20 protein-coding genes are annotated in these 18,231 nt (G+C 45.7%); 4 read left to right on the forward strand and 16 right to left on the reverse strand.

The window, feature by feature from the left end:
• Window positions 1-25: 25 nt before the first annotated feature.
• From hrcA to gpr, 6 genes are all read right to left on the reverse strand, one after another.
• Window positions 26-1,057 (reverse strand): heat-inducible transcriptional repressor HrcA, encoded by a 1,032-nt coding sequence (gene hrcA, locus MHB72_RS14480; protein ID WP_216920019.1) that lies wholly within the window; start codon window positions 1,055-1,057, stop codon window positions 26-28.
• 80 nt (window positions 1,058-1,137) lie between these two features.
• Window positions 1,138-2,277 (reverse strand): radical SAM family heme chaperone HemW, encoded by a 1,140-nt coding sequence (gene hemW, locus MHB72_RS14485; protein WP_026579276.1) that lies wholly within the window; start codon window positions 2,275-2,277, stop codon window positions 1,138-1,140.
• A gap of 59 nt (window positions 2,278-2,336) precedes the next feature.
• Window positions 2,337-4,175 (reverse strand): translation elongation factor 4, encoded by a 1,839-nt coding sequence (gene lepA, locus MHB72_RS14490; protein ID WP_020452263.1) that lies wholly within the window; start codon window positions 4,173-4,175, stop codon window positions 2,337-2,339.
• Between the two features lie 145 nt (window positions 4,176-4,320).
• Window positions 4,321-4,644, reverse strand: coding sequence for a YqxA family protein (locus tag MHB72_RS14495; RefSeq protein WP_023855247.1), 324 nt, complete (start codon window positions 4,642-4,644; stop codon window positions 4,321-4,323).
• A gap of 14 nt (window positions 4,645-4,658) precedes the next feature.
• Window positions 4,659-5,864, reverse strand: coding sequence for a stage II sporulation protein P (spoIIP, locus tag MHB72_RS14500; RefSeq protein ID WP_216920017.1), 1,206 nt, complete (start codon window positions 5,862-5,864; stop codon window positions 4,659-4,661).
• 117 nt (window positions 5,865-5,981) lie between these two features.
• Window positions 5,982-7,088, reverse strand: a complete 1,107-nt coding sequence (gpr, locus tag MHB72_RS14505) for a GPR endopeptidase (protein ID WP_025811132.1) — start codon at window positions 7,086-7,088, stop codon at window positions 5,982-5,984.
• Between the two features lie 204 nt (window positions 7,089-7,292).
• Here gpr and rpsT point away from each other — a divergent pair, with 204 nt between their 5' ends.
• A complete protein-coding gene (gene rpsT / locus MHB72_RS14510; RefSeq protein WP_020452267.1) occupies window positions 7,293-7,559 on the forward strand; it encodes a 30S ribosomal protein S20 in 267 nt (88 codons plus the stop codon).
• 478 nt (window positions 7,560-8,037) lie between these two features.
• Here rpsT and MHB72_RS14520 read toward each other — a convergent pair whose 3' ends face one another.
• A complete protein-coding gene (locus MHB72_RS14520; RefSeq protein ID WP_216920285.1) occupies window positions 8,038-8,322 on the reverse strand; it encodes an RNA polymerase alpha subunit C-terminal domain-containing protein in 285 nt (94 codons plus the stop codon).
• Window positions 8,323-8,691: 369 nt separating this feature from the next.
• Window positions 8,692-9,048: a winged helix-turn-helix transcriptional regulator gene (locus MHB72_RS14525; protein WP_023855250.1), complete on the reverse strand. Its 357-nt coding sequence runs from the start codon at window positions 9,046-9,048 to the stop codon at window positions 8,692-8,694.
• Window positions 9,049-9,300: 252 nt separating this feature from the next.
• Between MHB72_RS14525 and MHB72_RS14530 the strand changes: the two genes are divergently transcribed.
• On the forward strand, window positions 9,301-9,759 hold the full coding sequence (locus tag MHB72_RS14530) for an NAD(P)H-dependent oxidoreductase (protein ID WP_340903118.1): 459 nt from the start codon (window positions 9,301-9,303) through the stop codon (window positions 9,757-9,759).
• Window positions 9,760-9,932: 173 nt separating this feature from the next.
• On the opposite strand, the gene holA is transcribed toward MHB72_RS14530, so the two are convergent.
• Window positions 9,933-10,958, reverse strand: coding sequence for a DNA polymerase III subunit delta (gene holA / locus MHB72_RS14535; RefSeq protein ID WP_023855252.1), 1,026 nt, complete (start codon window positions 10,956-10,958; stop codon window positions 9,933-9,935).
• A gap of 229 nt (window positions 10,959-11,187) precedes the next feature.
• On the opposite strand from holA, the gene MHB72_RS14540 reads away from it, so the two are divergent.
• Window positions 11,188-11,319, forward strand: a complete 132-nt coding sequence (locus tag MHB72_RS14540; RefSeq protein ID WP_003183686.1) for a YqzM family protein — start codon at window positions 11,188-11,190, stop codon at window positions 11,317-11,319.
• Between the two features lie 24 nt (window positions 11,320-11,343).
• On the opposite strand, the gene MHB72_RS14545 is transcribed toward MHB72_RS14540, so the two are convergent.
• From MHB72_RS14545 to MHB72_RS14555, 3 genes are all read right to left on the reverse strand, one after another.
• Window positions 11,344-13,731 (reverse strand): DNA internalization-related competence protein ComEC/Rec2, encoded by a 2,388-nt coding sequence (locus MHB72_RS14545; RefSeq protein ID WP_216920015.1) that lies wholly within the window; start codon window positions 13,729-13,731, stop codon window positions 11,344-11,346.
• A 4-nt stretch (window positions 13,732-13,735) separates the two neighbouring features.
• Window positions 13,736-14,305 carry a ComE operon protein 2 gene (locus MHB72_RS14550; RefSeq protein ID WP_216920013.1) on the reverse strand — a complete coding sequence of 190 codons (570 nt, stop codon included), beginning with the start codon at window positions 14,303-14,305 and terminating at the stop codon, window positions 13,736-13,738.
• Between the two features lie 68 nt (window positions 14,306-14,373).
• A complete protein-coding gene (locus tag MHB72_RS14555; RefSeq protein ID WP_149169689.1) occupies window positions 14,374-15,003 on the reverse strand; it encodes a helix-hairpin-helix domain-containing protein in 630 nt (209 codons plus the stop codon).
• Between the two features lie 82 nt (window positions 15,004-15,085).
• On the opposite strand from MHB72_RS14555, the gene comER reads away from it, so the two are divergent.
• Window positions 15,086-15,907 carry a late competence protein ComER gene (gene comER / locus MHB72_RS14560; protein ID WP_254122016.1) on the forward strand — a complete coding sequence of 274 codons (822 nt, stop codon included), beginning with the start codon at window positions 15,086-15,088 and terminating at the stop codon, window positions 15,905-15,907.
• A 70-nt stretch (window positions 15,908-15,977) separates the two neighbouring features.
• Here comER and MHB72_RS14565 read toward each other — a convergent pair whose 3' ends face one another.
• Genes MHB72_RS14565 through MHB72_RS14580 form a run of 4 tightly spaced genes read right to left on the reverse strand, consistent with a single transcriptional unit; the run spans window position 15,978 to window position 18,222 of the window.
• Window positions 15,978-16,733: a class I SAM-dependent DNA methyltransferase gene (locus MHB72_RS14565; protein ID WP_216920011.1), complete on the reverse strand. Its 756-nt coding sequence runs from the start codon at window positions 16,731-16,733 to the stop codon at window positions 15,978-15,980.
• The gene (rsfS, locus tag MHB72_RS14570; RefSeq protein ID WP_023855256.1) at window positions 16,730-17,086 is read right to left on the reverse strand and encodes a ribosome silencing factor; all 357 of its coding nucleotides are present in this window, start codon (window positions 17,084-17,086) and stop codon (window positions 16,730-16,732) included. The genes MHB72_RS14565 and rsfS overlap by 4 nt, the downstream gene beginning before the upstream one ends.
• A 13-nt stretch (window positions 17,087-17,099) precedes the next feature.
• Window positions 17,100-17,663 carry a bis(5'-nucleosyl)-tetraphosphatase (symmetrical) YqeK gene (gene yqeK / locus MHB72_RS14575; protein WP_216920010.1) on the reverse strand — a complete coding sequence of 188 codons (564 nt, stop codon included), beginning with the start codon at window positions 17,661-17,663 and terminating at the stop codon, window positions 17,100-17,102.
• On the reverse strand, window positions 17,653-18,222 hold the full coding sequence (locus MHB72_RS14580; protein WP_216920008.1) for a nicotinate-nucleotide adenylyltransferase: 570 nt from the start codon (window positions 18,220-18,222) through the stop codon (window positions 17,653-17,655). Before MHB72_RS14580 ends, yqeK begins: the two co-directional genes overlap by 11 nt.
• Between the last annotated feature and the right edge of the window lie 9 nt (window positions 18,223-18,231).

Below are 18,231 nucleotides of genomic sequence, written 5' to 3' on the forward strand. Positions count from 1 at the left end.
TTCTGTTTTGTTTTCAGGTACTGCCTTACCCATCATACAAACTTGTCAACGCTTTTGACAAGTCAGATGATACGTGCTGAAGCAAACCGACGACGCGGGAGTAGTCCATGCGCGTCGGCCCGATGACCGCGATGGAGCCGATCTGTTTTGAACCGACCGTGTATGTCGCGGTAATCAGGCTGCAGTTTTCCATTTCTTCATAGTCGTTTTCCTTGCCGATTTTAATGGTAATTCCGGACTCAGTCGACTGAAAGAGCCGGAGAAGCTCCTGTTCTTTCTCAATGAGCGACAATAGCGATTTCACTCTGTCAATATCGTGAAATTCGGGCTGATTCAGCATATTAATCTTGCCGCCGAAAAACAGCCGGTCGGTTTGAACAGATGAATCCAGCGTTGCGCCGAGCCCGTGTAAAATCGTATCGTAATTTTGGATATGCGACTTTAAGAAGATGACGACCTCTTTGAAAATCCTGTCTTTCAGCTCTGAGATCGGCACGCCTCTAAGGCGTTCATTTAATATATTCACCAGCTTTTCGAGATCGGAAAGATTGACCTCCGCCGGAAAGTTGATCGTTTTATTCTCGACATGGCCGGTATCCGTTACTAGAATGGCAACGGCCTTCTTAGGCTGAATCGGCACAATCTGGATCTGTTTGAGATGATTTTCGCTCAGTCTCGGACCGAGGACAATCGATGTATAATTTGTCAGGTCAGACAGCACTTGAGCCGACTTCTGCACCGCTTTTTCGAGTTCAAAGATTTTTTCTTTGAAAACCGAATGAATAATGTTCAAGTCCGTTTTTGACAGCTTTCCGGGTGAAAGCAGATGATCGACATAATAGCGATAGCCTTTTTCAGAAGGAATCCGGCCTGAAGATGAGTGGGTTTTTTCAATAAAACCGAGCTCTTCCAAGTCAGCCATTTCGTTTCTGATCGTTGCTGAGCTGAATGTGATATCTTCCTTTTTGGAAAGCGTTCTTGATCCTACCGGCTGAGCTGAACGAATGAAATCGTTGACGATAACCTGCAAGATTAACAGCTGACGATTTGTTAACATCCATATCACCCCTGTTAGCACTCGACACAACTGAGTGCTAATTGTATATCAAAATTACCAAACCAAAATCAAAATGTCAATTATAACTCACCCAGGAATGCTTGAAACACTTCATTCCCTAACAGTTTTCCATTATGTGTTAAAAATACGTTTTTGCTCGTGTTCACAATCAGCCCTGTTTCTTCCAGCGAACGGAGCACTTTCGGGAAGAGATCGTCAACAGTTCTTCCGTATTTTTGGAAAAAGTGTTCTTTGTCTACTCCCGCGGTTTTTCGAAGACCGAGAAACATTTCTTCTTCAATCTGTTCATTTTTTGTAACCCTGTGTTTTTCTTTATAAGGAAAACCTGACTGCTCAATCAGGTCGATATAATGTTTAACAGGGCCGGCATTTACCGTTCTTTCACCATTGATATAGCCGTGCGCGCCCGCGCCCAAACCGAAATACTCCTCATTGTTCCAATATGTGAGGTTATGTTTGCTCTCATATCCTTTTTTGGCGTAGTTGCTGATTTCGTATTGGCCGATGCCCGCTTCTTCCATTTTCCGCATCACAAGTTCGTACATTTCTGCTTCCTGATCCTGCGGAGGCAGGTGAAGCCGGCCCTTTTTCATCAAGTTATAAAAAACGGTTTTCGGCTCGACGATCAGCGAGTAGACCGAATAATGTTCAGCCCCGAGGGCAAGCGCCGTATCGAGCGATGAAGCGAAGTGGCCGATGGTTTGTCCTGGCAGACCGAACATCAGGTCAAGGCTGATATTATCGAACCCCGCGTTTCGCGCTCTTTCAAAGGAAACGAGTACGTCTTTTTGCTCATGGACTCTGCCGATTTTTTTTAGCAGCTCGTCTTCAAACGTCTGTACGCCAAAGCTCAGCCTGTCTACACCGGCGGCTTTTAAAACCTCCAGCTTTTCAGCCGATAAATCGTCGGGATTGGCTTCCACTGCAAATTCGGCAAGGCTTTCGGACGGTTTCAAAACGCGATGAATGGAATCAAGAAGCCGCTCAAGCTGCGCTTCCGACAGCGATGTCGGCGTTCCTCCCCCGATAAAGATCGTTTTCAGCTCCGGATGTCCGGCCGCTTCCATTGAATTGGCCATTTCCTTCTCTAAAGAACGCAAATATTCATCAACAGGCTGAGATTGAATAAAAAACTTGTTGAAGTCGCAATAATGGCAAATGTGCTCGCAAAACGGAATATGGATATATGCTGCTTTCATTGTTTTCACCTTCTTTTACAGGAAGAAGCCGCAGTGTGTTACGCTGCGGCAGCTCATGATTATGATTTCGGGCTGCTGTCGTCCATTTTCAGGACTGCCATAAAGGCTTCCTGCGGAACTTCGACAGAGCCGACCTGTTTCATTCTTCGCTTTCCTTCCTTTTGCTTTTCGAGCAGTTTGCGTTTTCTGGAAATATCCCCGCCGTAGCACTTCGCCAAAACGTTTTTGCGCATGGCTTTGATGGTTGAACGGGCGACAATTTTTGTGCCGATGGCTGCCTGGACAGGCACTTCAAACTGCTGGCGCGGAATGAGTTCCTTCAGCTTTTCGACAATAACTTTTCCCCGTTCATACGCATAATCGCGGTGAACGATAAAGGAAAGGGCATCGATTTTTTCGCCGTTCAGCATAATATCCATTTTCACGAGCTTGGACGGTTTATATCCGATGAGTTCGTAATCAAATGACGCATAGCCTTTCGTATTTGATTTAAGCTGATCGAAAAACTCGTAGACGATTTCCGCAAGCGGAATTTCGTAGACAATGCTGACGCGGTTCGCATCAAGGTACTGCATATCGATAAACTGGCCGCGCTTGCCCTGGCACAGTTCCATGACCGCTCCGACAAAGTCGTTCGGCACCATCATCGTCGCTTTGACGAACGGTTCTTCCACCCGGTCGATCTTCTGCGGATCAGGCATATTTGACGGGTTATCGACAACGATTTTTTCTCCGTCTGTCATGTACACGTCATAGATAACACTCGGAGCCGTCGTAATCAAATCGATGTTGAATTCGCGTTCAATCCGCTCCTGAATAATTTCCATGTGGAGCATCCCTAGGAAACCGCAGCGGAAGCCGAATCCGAGAGCCTGGGACGTTTCCGCCTCATACTGAAGGGCTGAATCGTTCAGCTCAAGTTTTTCAAGCGCTTCCCGCAAGTCGTTGTATTTCGCTGTATCAATCGGATACAGACCGCAATAGACCATCGGATTCAGTTTTCTGTAGCCTGGCAGGGCTTCGGGCGCTGGGTTTTCCGCACTTGTAATCGTATCCCCTACACGAGTGTCTCCGACGTTTTTGATTGCGGCCGTCAGGAATCCGACGTCGCCGACAGTCAGTTCGTCAACCGGAACGGCCTTCGGTGTGAAAACGCCGACTTCAGTGACTTCAAATTCTTTTCCGGTCGCCATCATCTTGATTTTTTGACCGGCTTTTACAGTGCCTTGCACAACTCTGATATAGGCGACGACCCCGCGGTATGCATCATACAGAGAGTCAAAGATCAGCGCTTGAAGCGGCGCTTCCGGATCTCCGCTTGGTGCGGGAACCTTTTCAACGATCTGCTCCAATATTTCTTCAATTCCGATGCCTGCTTTTGCTGAAGCAAGGACGGCTTCTGAAGCGTCAAGACCGATGACATCCTCGACTTCCTGGCGGACGCGTTCGGGTTCTGCGCTCGGAAGGTCAATCTTATTAATGACCGGCAGGATTTCAAGGTCGTTGTCAAGCGCAAGGTAAACGTTTGCCAGCGTTTGCGCCTCGATTCCCTGTGCGGCGTCGACGACGAGAATCGCGCCTTCGCATGCGGCAAGGCTTCTCGAAACCTCATACGTAAAATCGACGTGTCCCGGGGTATCGATCAGATGAAAAATATATTCCTCTCCGTCCTTTGCCTGATATTTCAGCTGTACGGAGTTCAGTTTAATGGTGATTCCTCTTTCACGTTCCAAATCCATCGAGTCGAGGAGCTGTTCTTTCATTTCTCTTTGAGTGATTGCCGCCGTCTTTTCAAGGATTCGATCCGCAAGCGTTGACTTGCCGTGATCGATATGGGCGATAATAGAGAAATTTCGGATTCTCGACTGCCTTTGTAATCGTTTTTCTTTATCTGTCACACTAATCACTCCTACTATGAAACGCAATATGCGCTAGCTTAGATTATATCAATAGGGTTGTGAAGATTCAATGCTAAGTCACATATGCTTTCTAAACCCGAAAAAGAAAAAACGAGTCCTGCATCCGACTCGTTTTTTCTTTTACTTATTCCGTTTTTTCCTTTATCCAGTCATACAATGAACGGGCTGTGTTTGTGACCGAATCGGCCAGGGCGCGGCCGGCCGAGGAAAAGAGGTTGAAAGCTTCCAGCTGTTCCAGCTCTTTTTGTTTTTCCTCCAAATCGATTTGATGGCCGAGGACTGACGCCTCCTTCGCATCCCCTTCAGATATGCTGAGCGCCGCTTTTAAATCAGGGTCCTGATACCCTTTCATTTCAATCATTCCGTTGTTCGCCTGCTGCATGCCGAGAAGGACGCCGAAAAACATGACACAGCAAGCCAATATGCATTTCCCCATAAAAGAAGCCACTTCCATCACCTGTCCTATTGTTTTTTCTTATCGTCTTCACCGGTGTCTGCATCAACTTTTTCAGCATTCCAGTACATCTCGCTGAATACATCCGCCATCGCTTCTGCAGCCCGCTCCAGCTCTTCGCGGTTATTATCTACGCCGCCAAATTCGATTAAGACGGATCTTTCGTTTAAATCTTGATTATATATGCCATTATCTCCGGCAGCTCCCTTAGATATAACACCGCGGCTCAAACCGGGATATTTTTTTTCCAGCCGTTCATGCAGTTCTTTTGCCAGTTTTAAGTTCGATTCGAAATTAGAGCTCTTCTTGCCGAGCACAAATGCAACACGTGCATAGCTTTTTCCTTTGACAGTTGCGGTTGTCGCTTTCTTCCGTTGCGAATCCCTGTGAATATCGATAAAATACTGCAAATCTTTGTTTTGAGCCATCGCCTCTTTAACGACCGGCCTTGATTCATCATAGGAACGGGCATAGGCCCAGCCTTTTTTCCGCAAGTTCTTCTGAAAGTCGGTTTTATCCACCATTGCCCCGACACCCTGCGACTTCATCGCATTTGCGAGCATATCGCTGACAAGCGTAACATTTGCTTTCGAATGAAGCGCCCGATTAGGTTCCGTCTCACCTTTTAAAAAGGGGAGATACGATTCCGTATTGTGCGTATTGTAGATAAATACGACTTTTCGGTCACCCGTCGATTGCTCAGGAGGTTTTTCCTCCCCTGTTTGCTTTTTCTGTTTCCCTTCAAGCTCTGCAAGATTCGCTTCTCTCTCCTCTTTTAAAACCTCAGTCGGCGGCGGAGATTCTGACGGCATATTCGTGTAATCCGTCCCTTGCCCTGCAATAAGGATTTCCGAGTCAAAATGAGAGAAGCCCGGAAGCTCCCGACCGAGAAAACTTCGCGGATCTTTTAAATTAATGCTGGTCGCCAGTTTCAAGACGATCGGAGAAAGTTCAAAGCGTTTATTCGGTTCCGGCAATTCTGATGCGAAGTAGTGGTTTTCCATTCCCAAAATGAGCCCAAAGGTCTCGCCCGCCAATTCATCGGTCACCCGGTACAACGATGAAGACGGCCTTAACTCAGGACGCAGCGATGTCAGCACGCCTGATAAAATAAAAACGAGCAGCAGGCTGACGATAAATAAGAATACTGTCTTAATCGCACTTCTTCCATTTACAGCCAGCACAAACTGACGATTCCTGCCTCTTTTTCTCATCGCAAATCCCTCCAGAGCTTGTCTAGTAAATAGACTATGTACAAGATAGAGGAAGTAGAACAAGTTCCGGTAATGCTATAAGCACGAAAAAAAGCGGCCTGGTCAGCCGCCTTAATCTTAGTGGTTATACATTCCTTTATTGTCTTGCGAGACATTTTCATGAAGCGCTGTGTTCAGACCGTTCGCAATCACATTTGCCATATCATCGATAAAGGTATCGACCTCTTTTGGGGTTACCATTAAGTTATGGCCGAGCGGAGCGAGGACTTCATGGATCAGCTGCCTTTTTTCATCCTCTGCGAGGCCTCCGACTATACCGAGAAACGATTTGCGGTGCTCCTCATCGGGAAGGTCTTCTTCGGTGAGGACCTTTCTTTTCCCAAAGCTCATCCCCGCGGGAACGAGCGACCTGGACGGACTGTCATCTCTCATCTCTCTTCCAAAATGCTTCAGCATATAATCAATCGTATCACTCGTGATCGTGACGGCATCGACCACCGTCGGAACACCGATGGCGATGACCGGAATGCCAAGCGTTTCCTCGCTTAATTCTTTTCTTTTATTCCCTACCCCAGATCCGGGGTGTATCCCGCTGTCTGAAATTTGAATGGTAGAATTCACACGCTCGATCCCTCTTGAGGCCAGCGCATCGATGGCAATGACAAAGTCGGGCTTTGAGCGATCGATTACCCCTTGGATAATATCGCTCGTTTCAATGCCGGTCAAGCCCATGACTCCAGGGGAAAGCGCGCTCACTGGACGGTAGCCATCCTCTACATTTTCGGGCTGCAGCTGAAAAAGGTGCCTCGTCACGAGAAGGTTTTCTGTCACTAGGGGGCCGAGTGAGTCGGGCGTGACATTCCAGTTGCCAAGCCCTACAATTAAGCAGCTGGCATCCCGCGGAATGTTCAAATAATCGAGAAATGCGGAAAACTCCTTCGCAAACACATTGACGACTTTTTCCTGCAAGACGGAATCCTGCTGTCTGATCCCTTGTGTTTCAAAGGTTAAATAGCGGCCGGCTTTTTTCCCCGACAGCTTCGCTCCTTCTTCATCAATGTCCATCGTCTGAATTTTGATCCCGTCTTTTTCGTATTCTTTGACTGTAAACCCTTTCAGCTCTTTCTTTGGAGAAGCTTCCTTTTCCTCTGCCAGATCCCTCGCTTCCACGGCTAAGTCTGTCCGGACTGCATATTGACTTAAATCAAGCTTCTTTTTCTCCATATTTGCATTCCCTCCAAAAACATAACTGGTGTTAGTGTGCCCACAAGGTCTGTGAACATTCCCCCGAAGCGGAGCTTTCAAACAAAAATACTTTACATTTATATTGCAATCTAAGGGTGTGTTTGATAGAATACAATTTGTTCTATTGTTGAGATCTAACCTATAGAAAAGGAACAGAGGTTATGTCTTAGGAGGTGAAACACATTGCCAAACATTAAATCAGCGATCAAACGCACAAAAACAAACAACGAGCGCCGCGCGCACAACGCAACTATCAAATCTTCAATGCGCACTGCTATGAAACAAGTTGAAACTTTCGTAAGCAACAACGAAGCAGACAAAGCGAAAGCAGCTCTTTCTGCAGCAGCAAAGAAAATCGATAAAGCAGCTAAAAAAGGTCTTGTCCACAAAAACACCGCAGCTCGTTACAAATCAAACCTAGCGAAAAAAGTGAACGGACTTTCTGCATAATAGAAAGCTTGGCCATGCCAAGCTTTTTTGCTTGCCTTCATAAAAAACGGCTCTCTTAAATGAGAAGCCGTCAGACCGCCGATAAATCGTAAAAACCGCGCGGTCAGCTGGCGGAAGAAAATCAACATGACAATGTGCGCGATGCGCTGCATTGCAAAAATATACGGTCAATCCAGCCATAAGGTAGGCTCTGCAGAAAAGGGAATGCTCGCTGATCTCATCCTCTGGGGTCCGGCCTTTTTTTGGCGTCAAGCCCGAACCCGTGCCGAAGCGAAATATTCGCGGATTGAGTAAACTGGACATGAAATGAAATAGCGTATAAGACTTATCAGGGGGGAGAGCTTCCCTTCCACCTGTCAGCTATGTTCAGTCGCACGACGCTATTTTTTGTGCTAAATATTGTTGATTTTTATACAAAATGAGGGAACTTCCAAAAAGGAAATTCCCTTGCTATGTACAAGTTTAATTATTCCGGTGTTTAACTTTTAAATGATAATCCATTTTCCTTCAAAGCAACCCGCAATTTAGGTAAAGACGCTGGTCCCATACCGTGAAATTTCAAAATCTCTTTTTCGCTGTATTTTGACAGATCCTGCAAAGAAGTTATTCCATTGTGTTCCAAAGCTCGTCTGGCTGGCGCAGAGAGCAATGAAAGAAATCCGTTGTCAGATTTGCGCTGTTGCTCACAAATCGGGCAAACAAGACAATCACTGCTTTTATCATACTGGTGTCCTTTGCTGCAAGTCCTTAAATTCTTTGTCATTTCATTTCTCCTTTTCCGCACATTTTTAATGTTTCCGATTTTATCTTTTCTTTTTTGCAATCGTGCCCCTTTGCTATGTTTGGCATCTGATGTTCATATTCAGGATATACCGAAACTCGTTAAACTATCTTCTGGAAAAAGAAAGGCTGCGAAATCGTCGGTTTCAGAAATCGAAGCTCCAACTGGTTCCTGGATCGTCATAGCGGTTTAGTAAGGATGGTTTTACTTATAACCTTGAGTAACTGGAGCAGGTATCAAAGCGAAAAACGAAAGAAAGGGAAGCGTCCCAAAAACAATGATCCGAGCTGAAGCGAAAAATAGACACAAATCATGAAAGTCCCCATTGATGCAAAGACTTTTAGGTCAAACTCATTTCTCTTCTTCACTCAATTGCTTCACAAAGTCGAGATGTTTATATCCCCAGCTGCACATATCGGTCAACACCGGCGCCAACGTTTTTCCGTGCCCAGTTAAGCTATATTCGACCTTCGGAGGGATTTCCTGATAAACTTGCCGTTTGACGAGACCATCATGTTCGAGCTCCCGAAGCTGGTTGGTCAGCATCCCCTGTGTAACTCCAGGGAGCATCCGTCTTAGTTCTCCGAAGCGTTTGGTGCCTTCATGAAGTAATACGAACAGGATCAGCGGCTTCCATTTTCCTCCTATGGCCGCCAAAGTTATGATGATACCTTCCGTCGTCTTCATTTCCCGTACTTTTGACTTCATCTTTGTCAACTCCCGATTCGGTATTCGTGATATCAGTTACGTTACCATATCATTCTGATTCGCGGTAGTACTCTTATTTTACATACATAGTACGGTTTACCGGACTACCATAAACAAGTTCTTTCACCGCAATAGTACGGTTTAAAGGTCTATGTACGAAAAAAAAGCGTACTTTGCAATGCCAAAAATATTCGTAATAATTGGGACGAAGAAAGGTTCAAGGAAAACAACAAACGGTAAAGGAAGATGTTTATGAAAATAATGGTAATTGCAGCACATCCAAATTTGAGGGAGTCCAAATGGAACAAGGCACTAATGAACGAATTGAAAAATCATCCTGATATCTTTATTCGTGATCTGTATCAGGAGTATCAAAATTGGAGTATCGATGTTGAAAAAGAACAGCAATTATTACTTGAATATGACCGGATCGTTCTTCAGTTCCCATTTTATTGGTTCAGCTGTCCGCCTCTTTTGAAAAAATGGTTTGATGATGTGCTGACATACGGCTGGGCGCACGGCCCCGGAGGCGAAAACTTGAAAGGCAAAGAATTCATGATTGCTACGACAACAGGCGGAGCGGAAGAAGAATATCGCGTTGGGGGCCGCAATATGTTCACTGTAGAAGAGTATTTACGGCCGATTGAGGGTACTTATTATCCGATGTCATGGCACGTTTCTTCCGGCTTTTACATCCCACAATCCTCATGACAATATCCTCAAAAACGAAGCGAAGCGATATGCAAAGCATGTTTTATCACCTAAGGAAGGATGAAGCTTGCCGATTATGAGGGTAAACGGAAAAAGAAATAAGAACAACTGAAAAGGCTGTCGAGATTTTCTCGACAGCCTAACGGCTCTCTTAAAATTAGAGAGCCGTTTTTTCAATCGGACTGCAAAAGCTTGAGCAAAAACAGCTCAAGCAGGAGCTGCTTGTCTTTTTTGCCTGTCTTCATTTCATAATCCATAACGGCGAGATGCTCGATGATGCTTTTCAGCTCTTCTTCAGAAAACAGCCTCGCCTGGTCGATCGCGAGCTTCACCCTGAACGGGTGAACTTTGAGGTTTGAGGCGATTTGCTTTTGCCCGTACCCCTGCTGCGAAAAGTATTTCGTCTGCATCAAAAGCCTGAACTGGTTTGCGATCAGCGCCATCATTTTGATCGGTTCTTCATTTTGCTTTAACAGATCATAGAAAATCTGCAGCGCTTCTGTACGCTTCCGGTTCACAACCTTGTTGATCAATTCAAAAATATTCTGCTCGAGACCTCTGGCAACGAGCTTTTTGACGTCCTCAAGCGTGATCGAATCCCGATCACCAATATATGTACTAAGCTTTTTCACCTCTTGGGCAATGGCCGACAGGCTGGCATTACACAGGATGACAAGCTCCTCCGCCGCTTCTCGTTCTATGAGCTTCCCCTCTGATTTTGCAAGCCCAGTGATAAAATCAGCCGTTTCCCGGCCGTTCAGTTCTTTTGCTTCAACCATATGGGCGTGTTTTTTCAAGAGCTTGGTCAGCTTTTTCCTCTCATCAAGCTTTTCATAAGGAGCGAGCAGCACAAAAACGGAATAAGGCGCCGGCTGCGCAATATAATCCTCCAGGCTCCCGAGGTTATGCTCCGTTTTATCTTTCTTTTTTTCAGCTGTTAAAAAAGACGGGTTTTTCGCAACAACAAGACGCTTATCCCCCATAAACGGAAAAGTTTCAGCATCTTCAACAGCAAGGTCCAATGCCTCTTCTTCCAGATCAAATACGGAAAGGTTGAAATCCTTCGTCTCTTCGTCAACAACGGCTTGTCTGATCCTTTGAACCGTCTCCTGCAGAAGATACGTCTCTTTCCCGTATAAACAATAAACAGGATGAATATCGCCTTTTTTTAAGCTTTTCCAAATATCAAATACCGTCATCTGCACTTTCCCCTCTTTCATCCTTCCTTTCTATCCTAAAGCGTGTTTTGCAATTAGTAAAGAGAGAAGCGGAGTCACCCGCTCTCTCATTTATAATAAACGCCTTCCATAAACCCCCGGGTCAGTTTATAGAAGACGATGTTCATAAATTTTAGAAAACGGTTGCATGAAGCTCCTAGATTTTTGCAAAGAATTGAATTATACTGGATATCAATAGGAGGGGTAAATTGTGAATGAATTTGAAAAAGACGTGCAAAGCAAACGTAACGATCTTGTAGATTCAGGTGTCGGTTTTATCGTGTCTTTTGGCTTTTTCGCTACAATGTTTATTATCGCTACTGTTATACATCTGGCCGCTTAATCAAGCCAAGTCATGGACACCGCTTTACTCTCCGTCAGGCAAGCGGCTTTTTGACGGCTGCTGTTTTTCAGCAGTCTTTTTTTCTTGCGAGGAATGTACTTTATCATATGGGGGATGAAGTAAAAACGTTCCGTTTCCGCCTCGAAATAGGTACTGAATCGAACCGTGCTGATCCGTTCTGAATACTTTCACATGGTGGCGGTTTAAGATATCCAGCACTTCCCCGTGGGGATGGCCGTAGCGGTTGTGCTCTCCCGCCGAAATGATGGCTGCTTTCGGCTCAATTTGCTTAATCAGATCTTCCCCCGTAGAACCTTTGCTTCCATGGTGACCGACTTTCAGAATATCCGCTTTAAGATTCGGATACACTTTCATCATCTCATTTTCACCTTCCTTCTCCAAATCGCCCGTTAACAGCCACGAAAATTCGCCAGCTTTCAGCCACAACACAAGGGAACCGTTGTTTTTGCTGTTTTTGTCCGCCTCTTTCGGTGAAAGAACATAAAATTCAAGATTGCCAATATGAAGGATGTCACCTCTTTTGGCTACATGCACCTTGACGCCTTCTTTCAAGGCAAGGCGAAGCAGCTTTTCATCAGACGGTTCGGCTGCGAAGCCTTTCGGCACGATCAATTGCTTGACTTTATGTTTTTGGATCAGCACTTGAGCTTCACCAATATGATCCTGATCAGCATGAGTCAAAATTAAAGCATCGAGCTTCTTGACTCCTTTGGATGCCAGAAATGGCATTAATACGCTCTCTCCCAGGGAAAAATCCTTTTTCCGCTTTCCCCACTGCTCTTTCCGGAAGGATACGGTTCCTCCCGTATCAATGAAGACGGTGCCATTCTGACCGGGAGCGCTGACATACATGCTGTCACCTTGGCCGATATCAAGCATTGTGACCTCTCCTTCTCCTGCAAACTGAGGAAGACATACGTGAATAGCAAACACAGCGGCAAGGAAGCCGGACGAAATCATGACCGTACGAAACGACATCTCTTTTTCAAGAAACAGCAAAAACAGAAAAATAGCTGCCAAGTAGAAAAACAACAAAATATCCGGCGGTTTAACCGCAGAAAAAACGAAAATATCCGCGGCAGACACCGATTTAACAGCCTGATGGCTCCACACAAGCAGATGGTCCAGCACACAGGCTGCCGCCTCCCCGAGAGGACGAAAACATATGAAAGCCAACAGACTTCCGAAAGACAGCGGCATGATGATAAAAATATAGAGAGGTATGAAAAGCAGATTCATCACTGTGCTGAGAAATGAAAACTCTTGAAAATGAATGAGCAGGATCGGAAGGGAAGCGAGCTGAGCCAAAAATGACCCCAATAGCAGTTGAGAGATTCGGCTTTTCGGCTTGATCAATATTTCTTTTGAAAGAATGAAAACGAAGGATACGGCAAAAGAAAGCTGAAATCCGGCTTGAAATAGCAGATAAGGATGATACAACAGCAGTCCGAGGCAGGCGATGCTGATCACATCGGCGCTTTTGAAGTTCTTATTGGACAGTGATGCCAGCAGATAGATTTCAGACATGAGAACCGCCCTCACTACCGACGGGGCGCCTCCGGTCAAAACTGCCGCAACGGGTAGCCCGAAAACGAGCAGCCATTTGGCGCATTCTCTCGTCAAACCGAAGCGAATAAATACGTGGAACAGAGCGGCCGACAACAGACCGACATGAAGCCCGGAAATCGCTAAAAGGTGAATGATCCCGAGACGCTGATAGCCGTCCAGCACATCTTGTTCAATGAGAAACCGGTCTCCGAAAGTAAGCGCTCTTACAATACCGGCAGCCGGATTAGCCATATTTTCTTCTGTAAAATCAAGGCCCGCTTTTCGGATGTTCAATAGAAATGGCATAAGACCGCCGCCCGGCTTGCAGTTTTCAATGGACTGAACCGCAAATATCCAGTGAATCCCTTTTTGATACAAGGATTCTTTTTGATCAAAAGTTCCAGGAACCGTCTCTTTTTTCGGCGCTCTTAATTCACCTTGCATGACACAGAGGCTTCCCGGCTGAAGAGCGGAGAGCGCCCGTTTTTCTTGCGGAGACCGGATCGTATAGCCCGCTTTCAAAGCTTCCCCCTTATCTGTTTTGGCTGTGAATGAAAGCCGGTCTCCGTCTATTATGGGGATATCCCGAACAGAAGCAAACGTGTGAAATTTGCCTTCATGATAAATCGTTGTATTGAAATGGTCAATCATGTAAAAAGAGGTGAAATATAAAATACAAATCGCTGCACATATGATGAAAAGGAGTATTTGTTTCTTGAAGAAACAGAGGATAAAGAACAGAAAAAAACCGACGGCGAGGAAGAGATAAAGAGAAGAGTGAGCGAAGGCGATTCCGGCTGCCGCTGAAATCGCTCCGCACGGGAAGATGCGATGTCTGTCCATTGGATTACACGTAGCTTGTAAACAGTTTGTTAGCCTCTGCGTGTATTTTCCTGATTTCCTCTTCCTCAAGGCCTTTATCAGCCAGCTGTTTGATCAGATCGGCCACAAACGATAACTTTTCCTGGTTTTTTAAGTCGATAATCATCTCATCGAGCTCTACCTGCTCCACATTAACAGAAGCCTGATCGAAAAGTTCAACCGCGTAAGGATGGTTTTTGTAATCTTTCGCATAGTATATCGTTTTAATACCTGCCTGAATGATCGATTTACAGCATTGAATGCACGGAAAATGCGTGACATATATTTCAGCGCCTTCGGTCGGAACGCCGAATTTTGCACACTGAAGAATCGCGTTCATCTCGGCGTGAATCGTTCTGATGCAATGCCCGTCCACCATATAGCAGCCTTCATCCGCACAGTGAACACCTCCGGCGATCGACCCGTTGTAGCCTCCTGCGATAATCCGTTTATCCCTGACAATCGTCGCCCCTACAGCAAGCCTTGTACACGTGCTGCGAAGCGCCAGCAAATGGCTTTGCGCCATAAAATATTGATCCCAAGAAATCCGTTCCACTTGTTTTCCCTCCAAAAATACGATGTCGACTTCCCTAAGTTTACATATGTTTATCCGCAAACGTCAATTTACTTTACCGTGATGGAAGATTTTATTCTTTCAAAAGACTTTTCTCCAATTCCCGAAACGTTTGTTATGTCTTCAATCGTCTGAAACATTCCGTTCTCCTCGCGGTATTCGACTACCGCTTCCGCTTTTGAAGGACCGATCCCGGGAATCGTCTGAAGCTCCGCAGAGGAAGCCGTATTGATATTGACGATATCACTTGAGCTGCCGTCTGCTCTTGAGTCCGCTTCCGAAAGAGAGCCAGCGGCCTCTTCCCCTTCAAATGGAATGTAAAGAACCATACCGTCCCGCAAAACGGCTGCCAGATTAATTTGCTTTTGGTCCGCTTTTTTCTCGGTGCCGCCTGCTTTTTTCAATGCATCGTGCACCCTGTCTCCCTCCTTCATTTGATAGACGCCCGGATTCTTCACAGCGCCTTTCAAATCGATGATAACCTCCTCTTCCCCCGCGTTTTTTTCCCGCTTCACCTCCTCTTTCTTGTCAAAAGTCTGTGCAGAAGCCTCTTCAGGAATGGAGAAGCCGGATGAAGTTTCACGCTTTCCGCTTAACAGCATGAAGGCCGCGCTGATGATCAAGACGAGTGCCACACCTCCCGCCGCATGCCATTTATATTGTTTTAGCCAATCTGTCAAACTGCTCACCTACTTTCATACATATTTTTACTGAAGCCTTCATATCGTTTAAAAGATACAGGTTCAAAGGAGGGGAGAACGATTGAATATCGGCTTTATCGGGACAGGAAATATGGGGACCATTTTAATTGAGGCGTTGATTGAATCCAGAGCGGTCATTCCCTCATCTTTAACAATTACTAACCGAACGATCGACAAAGCGTTAAACATAAAAAAACGATTCCCAGACATTCAGGTTGCAGAACGGCCGGAAGAAGTGATCACGGAAAGTGATGCCGTGTTTATCTGTGTAAAGCCGCTGGATATTTATCCTTTGCTAAAGCGGCTCTCACCCGTCTTCACCCGCGATCAGATTGTGGTCACCATTACGAGTCCGGTGCAGGTCGAACAGCTGGAAGCCATCGTCTCCTGCCAGGCGGCAAGGGTAATCCCGAGCATTACGAACAGAGCGTTGTCTGGCGTGTCATTATTGACTTTCGGAGAAAGCTGCACAGCTGGGGCAAAAGAAAAATTGACGGCTTTAGTGAGCAAGATCTCAATCCCTCTTGAAATCGAAAGCGGGATTACGAGGGTCGCCTCAGACATTGTCAGCTGCGGCCCCGCCTTTGTCAGTTATTTGGTTCAGGAGTTTATTCAGGCCGCTGTAGAAGAAACCTCCGTCTCAAAAGAAGACGCGATTTTAATGACGACAGAAATGCTGGTAGGTTTGGGAAGGCTGCTCGAAACAGGGCATTACACATTGCCCACCCTGCAGGAAAAGGTGTGCGTTAAAGGCGGTGTAACCGGTGAGGGAATTAAGGCGCTGGAAAGCGGCGTTCAGGATATGTTCCGCCAGATGTTCCGGAACACCCATTTGAAGTATGAAGAAGATATCGCTCTAGTCAAGAAGCAATTTTCCGTTTGATTCATTGTTTCACGAACGCGCTGAGATTTTCAACAAAGGAAAAATACATTATGAAAAACCATCGTTACGATTAAACGATGGTTTTTGTTTTTTTCGCTGTATAAAAATGACGTTCCGACTCTGCGCCAGGCTCCAATTTTGAAAAATCGGCAGTCACACACTGCACCTCAAATCCGGCTTGCCGCAATAAGCTGATATACTTTTCCGTCTGGAAAGTCCGCTGTTCATGCGATTCATCAAACCTTTCGTATACGCCTCCGCTTTCTACGAAGAAGGTCAAATCGTGAACAGCTGAATGAGGCTCATCCCCCGCATAGCTTTGCCAAATGACGCTGACTTCTTCATCCTGATCGGCATACGTACTTCCCGGAAAAATGACATCCATTTTGTAAATGGAATGAACATCAAACAGAAGAAGCCCGCCTTCTTTTAATAGAGAAAAAACGTTTTTAAAAGTATTGAAAACGTCTTTTTCGCTCTTTAGATAATTCAGCGAGTCACAGCAGATCACAACCGCGTCAAACTCTTGCCCATGTCCGGCAAGCTCGCGCATATCCTGCTGAAAGAACTGAATATCGAGCTGCCGAACGGCTGCTTTGTACTGAGCCTGTGCAAGCATATCTTCGCTTATATCGATTCCTGTGACAGCGTAGCCTTTTTCAGCCAAGCGGACCGATATTTCACCCGTTCCGCACGCCAGATCAAGTATCCGTATACGTTCTTTCTGCTGTGCACCGATCGTTTTTTCAATCCAGCTGACCCACTCATCGTAAGGAGCGTGAGACATCAGCTTGTCATAAATACCGGAAAATCCTTTATAAATCATTCATTAACTCCGAACGAAAGGTCTTCAGTCGGCGCGTCTCCCCACAGCTTTTCAAGGTTGTAATAGCCTCGTTCCTCTTTGTGGAAAACGTGGACAACGACATCGCCCAAATCGATCAAAACCCATCTGGCTTCGTCAAAGCCCTCCATTTTCTTCACATTGATTCCATTTTCTTCAGCCTGATCCTTAATTTCCCGGGCAATGGCCTGAACCTGTTTGTCAGAATTCCCATGGCAAATCAGAAAATAATCAGCCACAAGCGAAATCCCCTGCATATTCAAGGCGATCATATCTTCCGCCCGTTTATCATCGCAGGCCTCTGCGGCAATTTTTAAAATTGAAGCTTGATCCATTCAGTAATTCCTCCTAGTGTCTATCGTTTACTAAAGCATTATATGTGGCGACCGTTTCCGGATAAACGGCCTGATTTTTTGAAATTAAAAATGTCATCGTATTTTTCAACGCCTGGATAAGCGCCAAATCCAAATCTTCCTCAGCGAGAGTCCGAACCTCTTCAACCCCTGGAAAACGGCGGCCCGGCTCGATATAATCCGCTACATAAATCACTTTCTCAAGAAGCGTCATATTCGGCCTCCCAGATGTATGGAATCGAATGGCTGACAGGATGTCTTCATCCGTAATTCCAACCTCTGTTTTGACAAGCGCTGCTCCTGCCGGCGCATGCCAAAGTTCATGATGAAAATCGAGCACTTCAAGCGGCCCGCACCCGTTGAGGATGATTTGTTTCATTTCCTCTTTCGGGCGAAATTTGGCATAGTCATGAAATATCGCGGCGATTTCGGCTTTTTTCACATCTGCGCCAAACCGTTCGGCAAGTTTGACAGCCGTCTCCATTACGCCGACCGTATGGATGTAGCGCTGTTCTGTCAGCTGTTCTTGCACGCAGGCTAAGGCTTCCTCACGTTTCATATAGATGATTCTCCTTCACATAGACCTTCACTTCGTCAGGGATTAAATAATCTGTCGGCTGCTGATTTTTAATGCGGTCCCTAAGTAAAGATGATGATACTTCAAAAATAGGCACATCGACAAAAACGAGCGGATACGGCGTCTCAATTTGAAAGCCGGGTCGTTTCACCCCGACAAATTGAATCATGTTGACAAGCTTGTCAATGTTTGACCATTTCGGCAGGTATTCCACCATATCCGCGCCGATAATAAAGTAAAACTTATCGTTTGGATATCGGTCTTTCAGCAGGCGAACGGTATCAAATGTATAAGAAGGGCCTTCCCTTTCGAGTTCGATCGTCTCCAATTTAAATTGCTCTTTCCCCGATATGGCGAGCTTCAGCATTTCCGCCCTGTGCATACCTAGCGAAAACGAGTTTTTTTGTTTATGCGGCGGAATTTGGTTGGGCATGAACCAAATTTCATCAAGATCCAGTTTATACAGGACTTCATTTGCCATTAATAAATGCCCGTTGTGCGGAGGATCAAATGTCCCTCCAAAAATCCCGATTTTCCTCATGATTACCAC

The sequence above is a fragment of the Bacillus sp. FSL K6-1284 genome, assembly GCF_038002625.1.
Classification (GTDB): domain Bacteria; phylum Bacillota; class Bacilli; order Bacillales; family Bacillaceae; genus Bacillus; species Bacillus paralicheniformis.